15 protein-coding genes and 1 tRNA gene are annotated in these 14,583 nt (G+C 68.8%); 11 read left to right on the top strand and 5 right to left on the bottom strand.

All coding sequences use genetic code 11. From position 1 onward, the window contains the following. Window positions 1–11 precede the first annotated feature (11 nt). A complete protein-coding gene (locus tag ABEA43_RS50965) occupies window positions 12–1,469 on the bottom strand; it encodes a sensor histidine kinase (protein WP_345573408.1) in 1,458 nt (485 codons plus the stop codon). A gap of 116 nt (window positions 1,470–1,585) precedes the next feature. Here ABEA43_RS50965 and ABEA43_RS50960 point away from each other — a divergent pair, with 116 nt between their 5' ends. The 10 genes from ABEA43_RS50960 to ABEA43_RS50915 all read left to right on the top strand — a co-directional run bounded on the left by ABEA43_RS50960 (window position 1,586) and on the right by ABEA43_RS50915 (window position 6,641). Then, complete coding sequence (locus ABEA43_RS50960; protein WP_345573406.1) at window positions 1,586–1,768, top strand: DUF1918 domain-containing protein; 183 nt, start codon at window positions 1,586–1,588, stop codon at window positions 1,766–1,768. Window positions 1,769–1,777: 9 nt separating this feature from the next. Further along, complete coding sequence (locus ABEA43_RS50955; protein ID WP_345573404.1) at window positions 1,778–2,185, top strand: secondary thiamine-phosphate synthase enzyme YjbQ; 408 nt, start codon at window positions 1,778–1,780, stop codon at window positions 2,183–2,185. 117 nt (window positions 2,186–2,302) lie between these two features. Then, window positions 2,303–2,731: a DUF3052 domain-containing protein gene (locus ABEA43_RS50950; RefSeq protein ID WP_345573402.1), complete on the top strand. Its 429-nt coding sequence runs from the start codon at window positions 2,303–2,305 to the stop codon at window positions 2,729–2,731. A 31-nt stretch (window positions 2,732–2,762) separates the two neighbouring features. Beyond that, window positions 2,763–3,221: a peroxiredoxin gene (locus ABEA43_RS50945; RefSeq protein WP_345573576.1), complete on the top strand. Its 459-nt coding sequence runs from the start codon at window positions 2,763–2,765 to the stop codon at window positions 3,219–3,221. A 14-nt stretch (window positions 3,222–3,235) separates the two neighbouring features. Continuing rightward, window positions 3,236–3,547: a hypothetical protein gene (locus tag ABEA43_RS50940; RefSeq protein WP_345573400.1), complete on the top strand. Its 312-nt coding sequence runs from the start codon at window positions 3,236–3,238 to the stop codon at window positions 3,545–3,547. A 335-nt stretch (window positions 3,548–3,882) separates the two neighbouring features. After that, complete coding sequence (locus ABEA43_RS50935) at window positions 3,883–4,824, top strand: ROK family protein (RefSeq protein ID WP_345573398.1); 942 nt, start codon at window positions 3,883–3,885, stop codon at window positions 4,822–4,824. 17 nt (window positions 4,825–4,841) lie between these two features. Next, window positions 4,842–4,913 (top strand) — tRNA-Val (locus ABEA43_RS50930). 119 nt (window positions 4,914–5,032) lie between these two features. After that, window positions 5,033–5,617 (top strand): hypothetical protein, encoded by a 585-nt coding sequence (locus tag ABEA43_RS50925; protein WP_345573396.1) that lies wholly within the window; start codon window positions 5,033–5,035, stop codon window positions 5,615–5,617. Then, window positions 5,604–6,134 carry a hypothetical protein gene (locus ABEA43_RS50920; RefSeq protein WP_345573394.1) on the top strand — a complete coding sequence of 177 codons (531 nt, stop codon included), beginning with the start codon at window positions 5,604–5,606 and terminating at the stop codon, window positions 6,132–6,134. Before ABEA43_RS50925 ends, ABEA43_RS50920 begins: the two co-directional genes overlap by 14 nt. 30 nt (window positions 6,135–6,164) lie before the next feature. After that, complete coding sequence (locus ABEA43_RS50915) at window positions 6,165–6,641, top strand: NUDIX domain-containing protein (protein ID WP_345573392.1); 477 nt, start codon at window positions 6,165–6,167, stop codon at window positions 6,639–6,641. A gap of 807 nt (window positions 6,642–7,448) precedes the next feature. Here ABEA43_RS50915 and ABEA43_RS50910 read toward each other — a convergent pair. Together ABEA43_RS50910 and ABEA43_RS50905 are read right to left on the bottom strand one after the other, a co-directional pair. Then, the gene (locus ABEA43_RS50910) at window positions 7,449–8,036 is read right to left on the bottom strand and encodes a DUF4240 domain-containing protein (RefSeq protein ID WP_345573390.1); all 588 of its coding nucleotides are present in this window, start codon (window positions 8,034–8,036) and stop codon (window positions 7,449–7,451) included. Between the two features lie 291 nt (window positions 8,037–8,327). Further along, complete coding sequence (locus ABEA43_RS50905; protein ID WP_345573388.1) at window positions 8,328–9,068, bottom strand: LysR substrate-binding domain-containing protein; 741 nt, start codon at window positions 9,066–9,068, stop codon at window positions 8,328–8,330. A gap of 55 nt (window positions 9,069–9,123) precedes the next feature. Between ABEA43_RS50905 and ABEA43_RS50900 the strand changes: the two genes are divergently transcribed. Further along, window positions 9,124–9,495: a DUF5997 family protein gene (locus ABEA43_RS50900; RefSeq protein ID WP_345573386.1), complete on the top strand. Its 372-nt coding sequence runs from the start codon at window positions 9,124–9,126 to the stop codon at window positions 9,493–9,495. A gap of 846 nt (window positions 9,496–10,341) precedes the next feature. Here ABEA43_RS50900 and ABEA43_RS50895 read toward each other — a convergent pair. Continuing rightward, entirely contained in the window at window positions 10,342–14,331 is a 3,990-nt protein-coding gene (locus ABEA43_RS50895) for a S8 family peptidase (RefSeq protein ID WP_345573384.1), read from the bottom strand. A 63-nt stretch (window positions 14,332–14,394) separates the two neighbouring features. Further along, window positions 14,395–14,544 carry a hypothetical protein gene (locus tag ABEA43_RS50890; protein ID WP_345573382.1) on the bottom strand — a complete coding sequence of 50 codons (150 nt, stop codon included), beginning with the start codon at window positions 14,542–14,544 and terminating at the stop codon, window positions 14,395–14,397. Window positions 14,545–14,583: the final 39 nt, after the last annotated feature.

The following is a 14,583-nucleotide window of genomic DNA, read 5'->3' as shown; positions in this document are numbered from 1 at the left end:
CATAGGCATCGTCATGCGGGTCCCGCCGTCCCTGTGCTTTGGCCGGGCGCCGGTGCGCTGAAGGTGGCCGTCACCGTGGTGCCGCCGGCGCCGCTGCGGACGTCGAGGCGGCCGCCGAGCTCCGTCACGCGCTCGCGCATCAGCGTCAGGCCCATGCCGTGCCTGGCGGTGACGTCGTCCGGGTCGAATCCGGCTCCGTCGTCCGAGACCGCGACGGTGGTCACGTCGCCGCGGGCGCTCAGCCGTACCTCGATCGTGGCGGGGTTCGCGTGCTTGATCGCGTTCCCGAGCGCTTCCTGCACCAGGCGCAGGACCGCGTGCTCGGCCGCGGGGGCCAGCGCGACCTCCGCCAGCACCGCTTCGACCTTGACCCCGAGCCGCGTCTCATAGGCGCGGCAGAGTCCCTCCAGCGCGGGCAGCAGGCCCGCGTCCTCCAGCGCGACCGGCCGCAGCTCCAGCAGCAGCGCCTGCATCTCGCGCATCGCGCGGGCGGCCGTCCGCTCCATCGCGTCGGCCTGCCCGCGCAGCTGCTGCGGCGCGGCCCTGCGCATGCCCGCGGCCAGCAGGCTCAGCGAGAACAGGTCCTGGGAGATCGAATCGTGCAGCTCCCTGGCGATCCGGCCGCGCTCGGCCTGGCGGGCCTCGGTCCGCGCGGTCAGCCGCGCCGACTCCACGGCCGCGCCGAGCTTGTCGGTCATGACGTTGAACGAGCGCTCCAGCGTGCTCACCTCGTCGGCGCCCGACACCGTCACCCTGGGACGGAAGTCGCCGGCCGCCACCGCCGTCGTGACGCCGGCCAGCCTGCGCACCCTGCTCGTCAGCCTGCGGGTGGAGAGCAGGCCGAACACCAGCCCGACCGGCACCACCAGCGCGAGCACCAGCGCTCCTGGAACGATCAGCGCCAGCGCCTCCCCGGACTGCAGCCCTCTGGGCGCGGCGTCGTCGGGTGCCTGGACGTAGACGTAGCCGAGAGTGTCGAAGCCGTTCGCCGATCTCATGAGCACGGGGCTGAAGTGCCAGGTCGACGGCCCCACCCTGGTCGTGCTCGCGCCGCCGCCCTCGTGGCCGGGCAGGGGGACGTCCAGCGTGCCGCCGGGCTGGTAGATGCCGAGGGCGGAGCTGGCGACGATCTCCCCGCCGGTGCCGATCACCAGCTCCAGCATGGCGTAGCCCGGCTCGGGCGGCCTGCCGCCGCCCACGATCGTCCGACCGCCCGACTCCTCCACCGCCAGCTCCAGGAGCTCCCCGGCGGGCAGGCCGGGGTCGGCCGCCGACAGCCTGGCCGCCTCCAGGCTGAGCACCTTCGTGTCGCCGCCCGCCTGCTCCTGCAGCACGGACGCCAGGTCCGAGGCCTTGGACTGCGGGATCAGCACCAGGGCGACGATCACGGCCTCGACCAGGAGCACCGCGGTGGCGGTGACGAGCACGTACGAGGCCGCCATCCTGCCTCGGAGGCCGAAACGCCACATCTGCGCAGCGTAACGTTTTGGTCATCTTTTCTCCTCCCCCTGAGGAGGGAGCAAAAAATCACCCTTCTTGGCAATCGCTCTTTTCCTGGGGCTTTCGCCGTACCAATGTGGAAGGTATGAATGCGACGGTAGGCGACCGGCTCCTGGTGCACGGGAATACCGTTGGCGAAAGGGACAGGAGCGGCGAAATCACGGAGGTCCAGGGCTTGGACGGCGGGCCTCCCTACATGGTGCGGTTCGACGACGGGCACACGGGGCTGGTGTTTCCTGGCCCGGATGCGGTCGTCGTACCTCAGTAAGATTCGCTTGTGAGATCTGAACTCATCTCTGTGGCCACCGGTTCCAGGGAGACGGTGCACGACATCACGGCCGCGTGCGCGGACTTCGTGCGCGCGCAGGGCGAAGACGGGCTGCTGCACGTCTTCGTGCCGCACGCGACGGCCGGCGTCGCGCTGCTCGAGCTGGGCTCGGGGAGCGACGACGACCTGCTGGCCGCGTTGCGCGAGCTGTTGCCGGCCGACGACCGCTGGCGTCACGCGCACGGTTCGCGGGGTCACGGCAGGTCACATGTCATGCCCGCGCTGGTGCCGCCGTACGCCACGATTCCCGTGCTGGGCGGGCGAATGGCGCTGGGAACGTGGCAGTCTGTGGCACTCGTCGACCTGAACGTCGACAACACGCAACGTCAGGTTCGCCTGTCGTTTTTGTCTGATTGATTCTGGCCGACTACGGCCGTACCCGTGGCGACCGTTGACGACTGAGGGTCACAGCGTGTGGACTGTGCCGAAGCGATAAACCGCATAAGCGGGGCCACTCAAGCAGGAGGGATAAACGTGAGCGCGACCGCGGGTCAGGCGCAGGGCGAGCGCGGCCTGGCCGAACGACTCGGCCTCAAGGCGGGTCAGGTGGTGCAGGAGATCGGTTGGGACGAGGATGTCGACGACGAGCTTCGCGACTCCATCGAGAACCTGACCGGCAACGAGCTGCTGGACGAGGAGAGCGACGACGTCGTCGACGTGGTGCTGCTTTGGTGGCGCGACGAGGACGGGGATCTCTTCGACGCTCTCACCAACGCCATGCGAGCACTCGCCGAAGGCGGCCAGATCTGGTTGCTGACTCCCAAGGCCGGACGCAGCGGCCACGTGGAGCCGAGCGACATCGGGGAGGATGCCACGACCGCGGGTCTCTCGCAGACCAGCAGCGTCTCAGCCGCACCCGACTGGTCCGGGACCAGGCTCGTCACGCCCAAGGGCCGACGGTAGGGAGCCCGAGCGCCTGCCATGCGGCAGGATGATGCCTGTGAACGCACATCCTGCCGAGGTCGGCGCCCTGGCTCCGGATTTCGAGCTGCAGGACCAGCACGGCACCCCGGTGAGCCTGGCTCAGTTCCGGGGTACGAAGGTCGTGCTGGTCTTCTATCCGCTTGCCTTCAGCGGGATCTGTCACGGTGAGCTGTCCGCGCTGCGCGATCAGCCGCTCGACGCGGAGGTGCTGACCGTCTCGGTCGACTCCGTCTTCACGCATCGTGCGTGGGCGGATCGGGAGGGTTACACGTTCGCGCTGCTCTCTGATTTCTGGCCACACGGACAGGTCGCGCGGGCGTACGGTGTGTTCGATGAAGCGAAGGGGCTCGCTTTGCGGGGGACCTTCGTCATCGACGGCGCGGGCGTGATCCGGTGGTCGGTGATCAATCCGATCTCCTCGGCACGTGACGTCGCCGACTACATCAAGGCACTCGCCGACATTTCATAACTTCGGAGGGAACGATGCCCTGCTACCGATGCGGGGCCCGGCAGACCGACCCGGTGCGCGGCGCCAGCCCGTGGCAGCGCGGGGTGCGCGACGAGTCTCAGGTGCTGATCTGCCCGGACTGTCAACGGATGCACGACCTCGACCTGGACACATGCTCCACCTGCGGATCCACTGCGCTGATCTGCCGGCTGGGCGAGGTGGAGTGCCGGTCCTGCGGGGACGTGCGGATGGCGCGCTCCGAGGCGCTCACGGCGGCCGTGGCGCCGCCGCCCGGGCTCTCCGCGGAGGTGGAGGCGGCGCTCAACCGGGTGCTCGGACGGGCCTGAGAGGGCTCTGGGGGCTGGTCGGGGGCTTCGGGCGATGTCGATGTGCGTGCCGGAGTTGCGGCGGTGTGGGGGCCGCTGAGACTTGCGTACCGCGCGCGGCCATAGGGCCGTCGGAGCTTGCGTAGTGGGCGCGGTCGCAGGGTCGTCGGGGCTTCGCGTGCCGCGCGGTCGCGGGGCCGTCGGGGCTTTGTGTGCCGCGCGGCCGCGGGGCCGTCGGGGCTTTGCGTGGCGCGCGGGCGCGGGGCCGTCGGGGCAGGCCGGGTCGCTGAGACATTCCTCAGCCCGCTTATCCAGACATTTGCTGAGCTGCGCTATCGTCTCCTTTCGTGTCCGCTATGAGTTCGTTCGTCGTCGCGCTCGACGTCGGTGGCACGTCCATGAAGGGCGGCCTGGTCAGCGAGTCCGGCGCCGTCCTGTTGAGCGAACGGCGCCCGACGCCCAGAGCGGAGGGCCCGGAGGCGGTGGTGGCCGCCATTTCCGACTTCATCAGCCACCTGGCCGCCTCGGGCGACGGCGTACCGGCGGGCGTGGGCCTGGCCGTACCCGGTCTGGTGTCCGAGAGCTCCGCCATCTACGCCACGAACCTGGGCTGGCGCGACGTTCCCGCCACGGACTTCACCACGCTGGACATCCCGGTGATGCTGGGGCACGACGTACGCACCGGTGGGCTCGCGGAGAGCATCCTCGGCGCGGGCAGGGGGCTCAGCGACTTCCTGTTCCTGCCGATCGGCACCGGCATCGCGGGCGCCTCGATCATCGGCGGCGAGCCGTACGGCGGCTCCTCCGGCTGGGCGGGCGAGATCGGCCACACCCCTGTCTTCCCCGACGGGGAGCAGTGCGCGTGCGGCCAGTTCGGCTGCCTGGAGACGTACGCGTCGGCCGCCTCGGTGGGCCGCCGCTACAGCCTGCGGACGGGCGTGGAGGGCGTCAAGGCGGAGCAGGTGGTCTCCTCGGACGACCCGATCGCCATAGAGATCTGGGACGAGGCGGTGGAGGCGCTGTCGCTGGCGCTGGCCACGTACACGCTGCTGCTGGACCCCTCGGTGATCGTCCTCGGCGGCGGCCTGGCGGAAGCGGGCCCGGCCCTCTTCGACCCGGTACGCACCCGGCTGGTCAAGCGGCTGGCCTTCCGCGACGCGCCCCCGCTCATCCCGGCGGCGCTGGGCGTGGACGCCGGCATGCTCGGTGCCTCCCTCCTGGGCTGGCGCGCGGTCGGCCGGCCTGAGCTGGGGCCCGGGTGGGCAATGGATGTGCGATCGGCCCCGCTGGTGTCGTAAGGTGTAGTGCCGATCAGGGGCGGTTAGCTCAGCGGTAGAGCACTCGCCTTACAAGCGAGGGGTCACTGGTTCGAACCCAGTACCGCCCACCTGCGAAAACACTTGTTCTTCGATCTTGAAAACGGCGTCTGAGGGACTAACTGGGGGACTAACTCCCGAAGATCTTGTCCATCGCCGCAACTCCTTGCATGATCACGGGCCTGATCTGGTGTTGGTAGACGATCGCATCACCTTGGACCGGCTGTCGGTCATCAAGTCGTTGGCGAACGCGTTGGACGTGTCTCTCGGTGATCTGCTGGCTGAGCCGCACCTGTTCGAGTGGACGGATGAAAGCGGTGATCGCACGATTCCCGCGCTGCGGGCGGCGATCACCGATTATCGGCAGCTTTCGCCAATGGCCGAGCTGATCGTGAACACGGAGCCGTCGAGCCTGGCCTCGATGAAGAGCGCCATTGACGAAGTGTGGCGGGCGTACCAGGGAGCCAGGTACAGCTATGTCATTCGGGTTCTTCCGGCGTTGGTCGGCGAAGCTCACCACGCCGCACGTATCGGCGACGGCGATGCGCGCCTGTCGTCACTGGGTGTGCTCGGGCAGGTCTATCACGCTGCCGCCAGCATCCTGACCAAGGTGGGCGAGGCAGATCTCGCATGGATTGCTGCCGAGCGGGGCCTGACCTTCGCGCGGGAATCCGGCGATCAGCTCATCACGGCCTCATTGCTTCGCTGTGTCACGCACGCACTGCTGGCCAACGGTCGGCACGGCAGCCAAGCAGCTCACCGTGGACGCCGCTGAACTGCTGTCTCCCGGCCTTTCGCTCGCCACACCTGAACTGCTGTCGGTGTACGGGACGCTGTACCTCGCCGGGTCGATGGCGGCAGCGCGCGACGATGACCGGGATGCGACGCGTGCGTTCCTTGCCGAAGCGAGGAAGTCGGCGGTGCGGCTGGGCAGGGATGCCAACTACGTGTGGACGGCCTTCGGGCCGACGAACGTCCGCATTCACGAGGTAGCGACGGCGATCGAACTGGGAGACATCCAAGTCGCAGTGGACGTCGGGCCAAGGTTGGACACCAGCGGGCTTCCGATCGAACGTCGCGCTCGCCATGGTCTCGCCGTGGCACACGCCTATAGCCTGCGGAATCGTACCGATGATGCTCTAACGGCACTCTTGGAGGCTGAGACCATCGCTCCCGAGCAGGTACGCCATCACTATCTCAGCCGCCAGCTCACGATGTCCTGGATCAGGAGGCAGAAAGGCAAGCCCGGCTTTCAACTCGCCGCGCTCGCCCGGCGTCTGAACATCGTGTGAGAGCTGGCCTTGTGGCGTAAGGTCGAGGCCGTGAACGATCAGGAGGCCGCGCGGTTCGCTCAGGCCCGCGCTGCCGCTGGAGTGCTGTTCTTCGATGACGGCGGGCGTGTGCTGCTCGTCCGGCCCACGTACAAGCCGTACCTGGACATCCCCGGTGGGTACGTCGAGCCGGGGGAGACCCCATATGAGGCGTGTGTCCGAGAAGTAGGCGAAGAGCTGAGCATCCAGCCGACCATCGGCCGTCTCCTCGTGGTCGATTGGGCGCCTCTCCCGCAGGAGGGCGACAAGGTGCTGTTCGTGTTCGACGGCGGCACCCTCGACGACGAGGTGATCAAGCACATCAGGTTCGCCGACAACGAGCTGGGCGCGTACGAGTTCCGTCGCGTTGATGAGCTGGACGGCCTGATGATCGAGCGTCTTGCCCTTCGCCTCAAGGCTGCTGCCATCGCCCGTGAGCAGGGTGAGACCGTCTATCTGGAGTACGGCCGGACCGTTCCCGCTGAGTGACTATCTGAGTGACAACGGTCCGGGACGAGCGTGAACGACGGGGGATCCGGGTGGAACGTTCGCCGAGGTGAGGCCCCGAATCACCCAGCTCGTGGTTCTTGTCGTCCCGGAAGGTCGCGGCCACGATCGGGCCCGGTGTCGACTACGATCACGCTTCGTGACCGTAGTCCTCCGCAAGGTTTTCTTCCACTTGTTCCGAAGCGTCGCTTCGACCCGCTTCGAAAGCGCCGAAGAGGGTCGGCACGCCGTTAGGGCCGAGTCCCGGTTCCTCGGCCTGCGAGTGGACTAGCCGCGGACTAGCCGGAGGAGCCGCGCACGCTCTTCACGCACTTGATCTGACCGGAGCTGGTCGACCAGCCGGTGAAGATCGTCGTACTCTTCCTGCGGTGCCGTCATACTGCCGAGTTCACGACGCGATCAGTGCAGGAGGCGCGCACCTATCGCGTCGTGTAGCGAGTCGACACGAGCAAGATCCGGAATATGCACGGAATGGTCTCCGGCGAGGGAGCAGCGGCACTGGGCGAATGCTAAGGCGGACGGACATTCGCGCGCCTGAGCCCGTGCCACAACATGCCGGCCAACTTGATCGAATCGCAAGCGGCCGGCTCCCGAAGATCTTGTCCATCGCCGCAGCTCGCGAGGTGACGTCCGCAAGGCCATCTACACCATCCTCATGATCGATCGCGACCAGCCCGGCCTCGCTGTCCCCGGCAACTTTCCCGACGTCCAAGCGCCACCGGTCACGCCGAGGTCCCCGAGCAGACCTCACCCACAGGAGTTGAGCGACGACAGCATCGACCCGGTGGTTTAGGCGCGGCCGTAAAACTCGCGGATGAACCGATAACTTCGAGGCACCCTGCGGGCCGCCTGCTCATCGTCCCCCGGGTCCCAATCCTCGTCAGTGGGATGAGGCATTCCGTAGAGGACATGGCCACGAGCCTCAAGAGCGTCGAACAAGGCGGCGCTCTCTGTGCCCGTCACTTTCTCCCAAGCTTTGGGAGCCACGTAGGAAAGGAATTCCAGCTCTGGCCAGTCGTCGTCAGTTCGGGTGATCCGATCTCGCTGCATAGTGAGAAAGCGCTGGACCTCTGGCACGTCCGCAAGCGTGTCCGGGTCGGCGGCGACCCGTTCAAAGGTCTCGCGGCCGAGGCCGACCAGCCACATCTGGAAATACCAGAAGCTGTCGCTGCCGCCTACCAGGTATAAGACGATGGCTGCGCCCCACATCAAGTGGGTGTCAACCTTACGCCGAGCCTCCAGAATCCATGACTGGAAGTCGATGATCTCCTCGGCGGAACGTCGCACCAGCTGCTGTTCGAGCCACCTCAGGCGCGCTTCGTTCGGGCGGTGTCGTGCCGAGTGCTCGATCAGATGCCAGAACTCGTCGATGTCCACGGGTGGCGATCCTGGCATGGAGCGACGACAGAAACCGACCATGGTTGCATTCCGATTCGCTCCGGAGTTTCTCCTGGTTCAGGGCGATGGTGATCCGCACCGTGCGCACGGCTCCGCGTCTGCCTGCCTCATTGATCCATCGGATGCAGCGTGCGTTGCCGACTGAGCCCGCCGTTCGGAGGCTCGAAATCGCGGTCGGCCATTCAGCCGGACGGCATGTGGGCGTTCTGCCGAAGGGTTTGTGCGCGTTCTGCCGGAACCAGCTGGGCGTGTGAACGGCTATGTCGGGGGTCAGCGGGGGCGGGGGCCCTTCTTCTTGCGGCCGGTCGGTACGGTGCGGCGGCCGGGGCTCTTCTTGGCGGGCTTTTGTGGCTGCCGTTGTGCCGGCTTCTCCGCGGGGGTGGCGGGGGTGCGGCCGCGTGAGCTGTTCGCTGTCCGGCCGCGGACGATGCCGATGAAATCTTCCACCAGGTCCGTGGTCGCCGCCGTGGGCCAGGCCAGCGCTACCTGGGACTGCGGCGCGTCCGGCACCGGCCGGTACGTGAGGTCCTTGCGGTGGTGGAGGCGGGCCAGCGACTGCGGGACCAGGAGGAGGCCGGTGCCGGCCGCCACCAGCTCGACGGCGTTCGACGTGGTGTCCGGGCGGGTGAACGCGGGCAGCCCCGGGCGTACCGGCCACTCGATGGTGTCGTCCAGAGGATGGAGCACCTCGTCGTCCGCCAGGTCGGCGAGGGCCGCCTCGTCGGCGGCGGCCACCGCGTGGTCCTTGGGCACCATGACCACGGTGGTCTCCACGTAGAGCGGGATCACGCTGAGCTCGTCGCGGTCGATCGGCAGCCTGACGAACCCGGCGTCGGCGCCGCCGTCCCGCAGGAGGCCCACCACCTCGGCGGCGGGCACCGCGATGAGGGTGAGCGGCACGCCGGGCATCCTCTCGGCCCAGACGCTGACCCATTTCGCGGGCGTCACCCCGGGTACGTACGCCAGCCGGAACACCCTGCCGGTCTCTCCACCACTCACTTCTTCAGGCACTTGCTCAGGGTACCGATGTCCGGGGAACCCGTTCCGACTGACTACGCTTGGCGTCATGACCTCGTCCAAATCGAAGACCACCCAGACGATGAAGCCCGAGACCGCGGCCAAGAAGCTGGGTGTGCTCCTCGCGGCCACTCCCGCCGAGTTCCAGGCGGGCGTCGTCTCCAGGGACGAGCTGAACACGCTGCAGGCGACGCCCCCGGCCTGGCTCGCCGACCTGCGCCGCAACGGCCCGCATCCGAAGCAGGTCGTCGCCGCGAAGCTCGGGGTCTCCATTTCCGGTCTGGCCAGAGGCGGGATCACCGAGCCGCTCACCACCGCTGAGATCGATGCGCTGAAGGCGGAGAACCCGGACTGGCTGGAGCACGAGCGGTCCGTCCAGGCCGAGGCCCGTAAGGAAGCGCTCCGCCTCAAGCAGCGCTAGCGACAACCCCCTTTCTGTGGGGCGAAGCCGGTGGTCTGTCTTGTTGGAAGTAAATGGCCTCTGTACGATCGCTTTTGTCGAGCCCTGGCGGCACCAGGGTCGCCCGGGGGTTTCGTATACGGAGGTGTCCCGTGGCTTCGAAGATCAGGGCAAGGGCAATTCTCGTCACCGCGGCTGTTTTCGCCGCAGGCCTCGCACTTTCGAGTCCGGCTTACGCCGATGGCGAATCGCCCGGTAGCGGCCAGGTTTCTACCAACGGTTACACCTGGTCGGATTAGCGTCCCGGGCTGACCGTCCGGTTTGAGCAGGATGAGGCGGCGGTCGGGGCTCCATCGGCCCGTTCGCCTGATGCCAGACCTCCCACGGGCTGGTCCGGAGGATGCGTAGCTCCCTGCGCCGCGCGGCGTGCCACAAGAGGACGGCGGCGAGGGGAGAAGCGGAGCGGTTCACCTTGTTGGGATTTGATGGCCTATGTACGATCATTTCTGTCGAGCCCTGGCGGCATCAGGATCGCCAGGGATTTCGTATGCGGAGGTGTCCCGTGGCTTCGAAGATCAGGGCAAGGGCAATTCTCGTCACCGCGGCGTTTTTCGCCGCCGGCCTCGCACTTTCGAGCCCGGCTTACGCCGACGGCGAATCGCCCGGTAGCGGCCAGGTTTCTACCAACGGTTATACCTGGTCCAATTAACGCCACGATTCGGCCGTGAATTTGTGAACCAATAGCGGGTCTTCCGGTATGCGTGACGTAGCGGATCGGGAGCCCCCGCGAACCCGGCCTCCCACGGGCCGGCCCGGAACCAGGCGTGCCGGCCCGGTCCTCGCGACGAGGACCGGGCCGGCCAAGGCTTACCGCGCCCGGAGAGCGAACGCCCGGAGGCTGGTCATCTTGATCCGGTTGCCCGCTTCGTCCCAGGCCTCGGCCTTGAGACTCACCGCGCCCTTGGTGTCCTTCATCGCCGGATACCGCGTACTGGCGGTGTAGACGCCGCCCGCGCCGCGCTTGAGCGTGACGGGCTTCCACGTGGCGCCGTCATCCGTGCTCGCCCACAGCTTCAGCCCAGCGATCTTCGGCATCCTGGCCGCCGACGGCGAGTGGTACGGCTCCACCTCGAAGGTGTGGCCGCGACCGGCCGGGACGGTGTTGTCCATGGACAGGCTCGTGCCGAGGTCGTAGCTCACGAACACGGCGGGGACCGGCTTGCAGTGCTCGCCGTACCCCTGGAGGAACCACGAGTTGCAGTAGACGCCCCGCTGACCTTGCGCCGCCCCGGGCGGGGCGGTGAACGTCCACTCGACGTCATTGACGGCGTTCTTCGCGGTCAGCCGGTACGCGCCGGTGGTGGAGGGCAGCGTGTAGCGCGGGGCCTTGGGGAACGGCTCCGCGCCGACCAGCGGGATCTCGCTCCCGTCGCGGTAGAGGTGCTGCTCGTACACCGGGGTGAACGGCTCGTACAGTGACCAGAACCCCGTGCTGTCGTCACGGGCGTCCCCGACGCCGGACACCTCGGAGAAATCGGTCCAGAGCTGGTCGCCCTGCATGCAGATCGCGCAATAGACGCCCAGGCCCTGCTGCTCCAGGACTCCGCCGTCCGGGTCCGCGAGCGCGGCCACATTGCCCGGCACCGTCGCCGCGCCCGGCGTGCTGGGCGTGGCCCGCCACTGCTGCCGGACCCGGCCGGGGCGGTCGTACACGTCCATCCGGTACCGGCTGTGCTCCGGCTGGCCGATGGCCTCGATGCCGCGGTTGTGGATGATGGTCCGGTCCGTGGGCCAGACCCAGTCGGTACGCGACTTCGGCGCGACGATGGTGGTGTCCGCGTCGGCGGGAGTGGTGAGCCAGCGGATCTGGTCGTCCTGCTTGTAGACGTAACGGAAGTCGTGCAGCGCCTTCGGCTGGTCGGCGTGGACGTCCATGTCGACCTGGGCCAGGTCCCGCTCGCGCACGGAGATGCGCAGGGAGTCCGGGATCCGGCCCTCGTAGTAGGGCGTGAACACGTACGTGTACGGGGTCTCGGGCGTGCCTGTCACGCGGATGGTGACCGCGTCACGAGCGAGCTGTGCGCGCAGCGCCAGCCCCTCCTTCGTGGACAGGTGCGCGAGGGCGATCCCGATGGGCTTCTCGGGGCCGGTGAACGGCTTCTGCGCGATGCCGAGCGGGACCGGGCAGCCGGAGCCCTCCACCGGGAAGACCGCGATGCCGGCGGCTCCCGCGTCCCTGATCGGGCCGATGCGCTCGATCTGGGCGCCGCAGATCGGATTGCCCAGCATGTCCTGGGCATGCTCCGCGGCCATCAGGACGAGCTTGCCGCGCAGGTCACGGCCGGCGATCTCCTCGGGCGTGCCCAGCCCGACGTCGACGACCCGCAGATCCTGCGTGCCCTTGAACGGAGTCCATTCAGGATGGTGGTTGACCTCACCGAACCAGTGCACGTTGGCGGTCGGGTGCAGCGCCAGCTTCGCCGGACGGCGTACGCTCATGGCGATCTCCGGCTGCCCGAGCGTCCAGAAGGTGGAGAAGCGGAAGGCGCCCTTGGTGACCTTCTTGGTGGGCGTCGCCCACAGCTTGGCCCACGAGCCGATGGGCACGTGATGCTCCACGCCGGCGGCGTAGACCTTGCCGTTGGCGACGGTGCGCTGGTACTGGGCGGAGTAGGTGTTGTTCAGCGGTTCGGCCGGTTTCGGGGTGTCGAAGCTCACCTGGGTGGTCCGCCGCGCGTCCAGCGTGATCTCGGTGTCCGCGGTGATGGTGAGCTCGGGTTCGAACAGCCAGGCCCGGTTCGCCCGGCTGTCGTCGTCCACCCAGTCCATCACCTGCAGCAGGCTGATGGTCCCCGACGGGACCCGGGTGACGACCGTGCCCTCCTCGGTGATCCAGTGCGGGCCGGGCATCAGGCCCTTGTTGCCCTCGACGTCGATGACGTCCATGGCCCACGGGCTGCGGGGCTTCCCGTCCCGGCCCAGGCTGTGGATGGTGAGCTCGAACGTCGGGGCCTCGCGTACGACGCCCACCGGGATCGTCAGCAGGACCTCACCCGCCTCCGCGGTCACGGCGCCGCTGTACGTGCCGAGCGCCAGACCTTCGGTGACCAGCGTGACGGTCGTGGTGGCCGTGCCCTTCGCCGGCACGGTGAGCGTCGCGTCGGCCGTGCTGAGCCGGTCCGCCACGGCGTCCCCGCCGGAGACGGCCAGGACGGGCTTCAGGGTGAGGGTGACCGGCTGGTCGCCCAGGTTGGTGTAGCCGATCTCGCGCGTCTGCGGCTTGCCGGTGTCGTCGAGCCGGCCGAAGTCGACGTGCGCGGTCGAGGCGAAGACCTGCTGGGCGTGCGCGCGGGCCACGTCGAGCCGCCCCGCGCCCCGCTGGTAGACGTGCTGGCCGACGTCCTTGGCGGTGGACATCAGGGCGGCCTTCAGCTGCCCGGACTTCCAGTCGGGGTGCACCTGCGCCATGATCGCCGCGGCCCCCGCGACGTGCGGGGTGGCCATCGAGGTGCCGGACGCCTGGGTGTAGTGATCGTCGACCGGCGTGCCCATCGTGGTGCCCGAGGCGCGGGCCGCCGCGATGTCCACGCCGGGGGCGGTGATGTCCGGCTTGAGCGCGCCGTCGATGCGGGGCCCCATGCTGGAGAAGCTCGCCCGGCCGTCGCTCTTGTCGACGGCGGCGACGGTCAGCGCCGCGTCGGCCGTGCCGGGGGTGGACACCGTCTCCGCGGCGCCCGCGTTGCCCGCGGCGATCACGAACAGCGCGCCGGTGGCGGCGGTGAGGTCGTTGACCGCCTGGCTCATCGGGTCGGTGCCGTCGGTGGCGTTCGCGCCGAGGCTCATGCTGACGACCTTGGCGCCGCCGGCGGTCGCCCATTCCATCGCCTCGATGATGCCGGATTCGTCGCCCGAGCCGGCGTTGCTGAGCACCTTGCCGATCAGCAGCTGCGCGCCGGGCGCCACGCCCTTGTTCCGGCCGCCGGACGCGGCTCCGCTGCCGGCGATGGTGGAGGCCACGTGGGTGCCGTGCCCGTGACCGTCCTGGACCTCCTCGCCGGGGATGAACGAGCGGGAGCCGGCGATCTTCCCGGCGAGATCGGGGTGCCCGGCGTCGACGCCGGTGTCCAGCACCGCGACCCGTACGCCCGCGCCGTCGTGGCCGGCGGCCCACGCCTGCGGGGCGCCGATCATCGGTACGCTCTCCGCCAGGTCCGCCTTGACCTTGCGATCGAGCCACACCTTCGAGATCCCGCCGCGTAGCGCCTGCCTGTTCGAGGTGCGCACGGCGGCCCAGAAGGCGCCCGCCTCGGCCTTGGAGACGTCGAGGGCGGCGGCGTTGATGCTTTCCAGCGTCGTGGTGGGCGCGCTGGCGGGGATGGCGCCGGCCGCGCTCTTGACCTTGGCCGCGGTCTCGCCCTCCGGGTACTGGACGATGACGGGCAGCTGCTTGGTCAGCTCGTCGGTGTAGCCGTTCTCGGCCAGGTACTTGACGTTGAACAGCTCCCGGTCCAGCCGTCCGGCCTGGATGGCGGGCAGGGCGTCGTCGGGCAGGGCGTAGACGCCCTTCGGGCTCGACTGGACGAACAACGAGGCCGCCCGGCCGCCCTGGCTCTGGACCGCGTAACGGCCGCCGCCGGTGTCGGTCAGCTTGACCTTGTCGCCGGTGATCAGCGTGATGGTGTGCGGTCCCTTGCCGAGCCCTTCGAGCACGAACGGCTGCGCCGATGCGCTCGCCGGATCGCTCGTGGCGGGCGGCTCCTGCTGGGCCTGCGCCGGCGTGGACTGCGCGGCCAGCGTGCCGGCGACCAGCGCGAACGCCGAGGTGAGCGCGGCCGGGCCGCGCCGCAGCCGGCTCACGCGCCCGCCCGGGGCAGTAATCCTTGCACGTTCATGAGGGGTGCTTCGCCTTTCGATGGGGGGTCAGATCGGCTCGAAGCCTTCGGGAGGCCGGGGCGCCTCCGTGACGGCGTCGTCCGGCGGCTTTGTTCCGTCCGGCAGGTCGTCTTCCGGGTCCCGGGACGGTTCTGGGTCGGGTGCGCTGTCGTGGCGCACGGGCTCGTTCGCGGGCATGGATCAAGAGTCGCCGTGCCGGCGGTGGCGGAGGTATGG

The sequence above is a fragment of the Nonomuraea rosea genome, from assembly GCF_039539705.1.
Taxonomy (GTDB): domain Bacteria; phylum Actinomycetota; class Actinomycetes; order Streptosporangiales; family Streptosporangiaceae; genus Nonomuraea; species Nonomuraea rosea.
The sequence above is the reverse complement of the archived record's forward strand: the minus strand, read 5'-3'. Positions and strand labels throughout refer to the sequence as shown.

Coding starts and splice junctions, on each gene's coding strand:
- ABEA43_RS50965 (WP_345573408.1), bottom strand. CDS start 1,469: ATGTGGCGTTTCGGCCTCCGAGGCAGGATGGCGGCCTCGTACGTGCTC.
- ABEA43_RS50960 (WP_345573406.1), top strand. CDS start 1,586: ATGAATGCGACGGTAGGCGACCGGCTCCTGGTGCACGGGAATACCGTT.
- ABEA43_RS50945 (WP_345573576.1), top strand. CDS start 2,763: ATGCCTGTGAACGCACATCCTGCCGAGGTCGGCGCCCTGGCTCCGGAT.
- ABEA43_RS50940 (WP_345573400.1), top strand. CDS start 3,236: ATGCCCTGCTACCGATGCGGGGCCCGGCAGACCGACCCGGTGCGCGGC.
- ABEA43_RS50935 (WP_345573398.1), top strand. CDS start 3,883: ATGAGTTCGTTCGTCGTCGCGCTCGACGTCGGTGGCACGTCCATGAAG.
- ABEA43_RS50900 (WP_345573386.1), top strand. CDS start 9,124: ATGACCTCGTCCAAATCGAAGACCACCCAGACGATGAAGCCCGAGACC.
- ABEA43_RS50890 (WP_345573382.1), bottom strand. CDS start 14,544: ATGCCCGCGAACGAGCCCGTGCGCCACGACAGCGCACCCGACCCAGAA.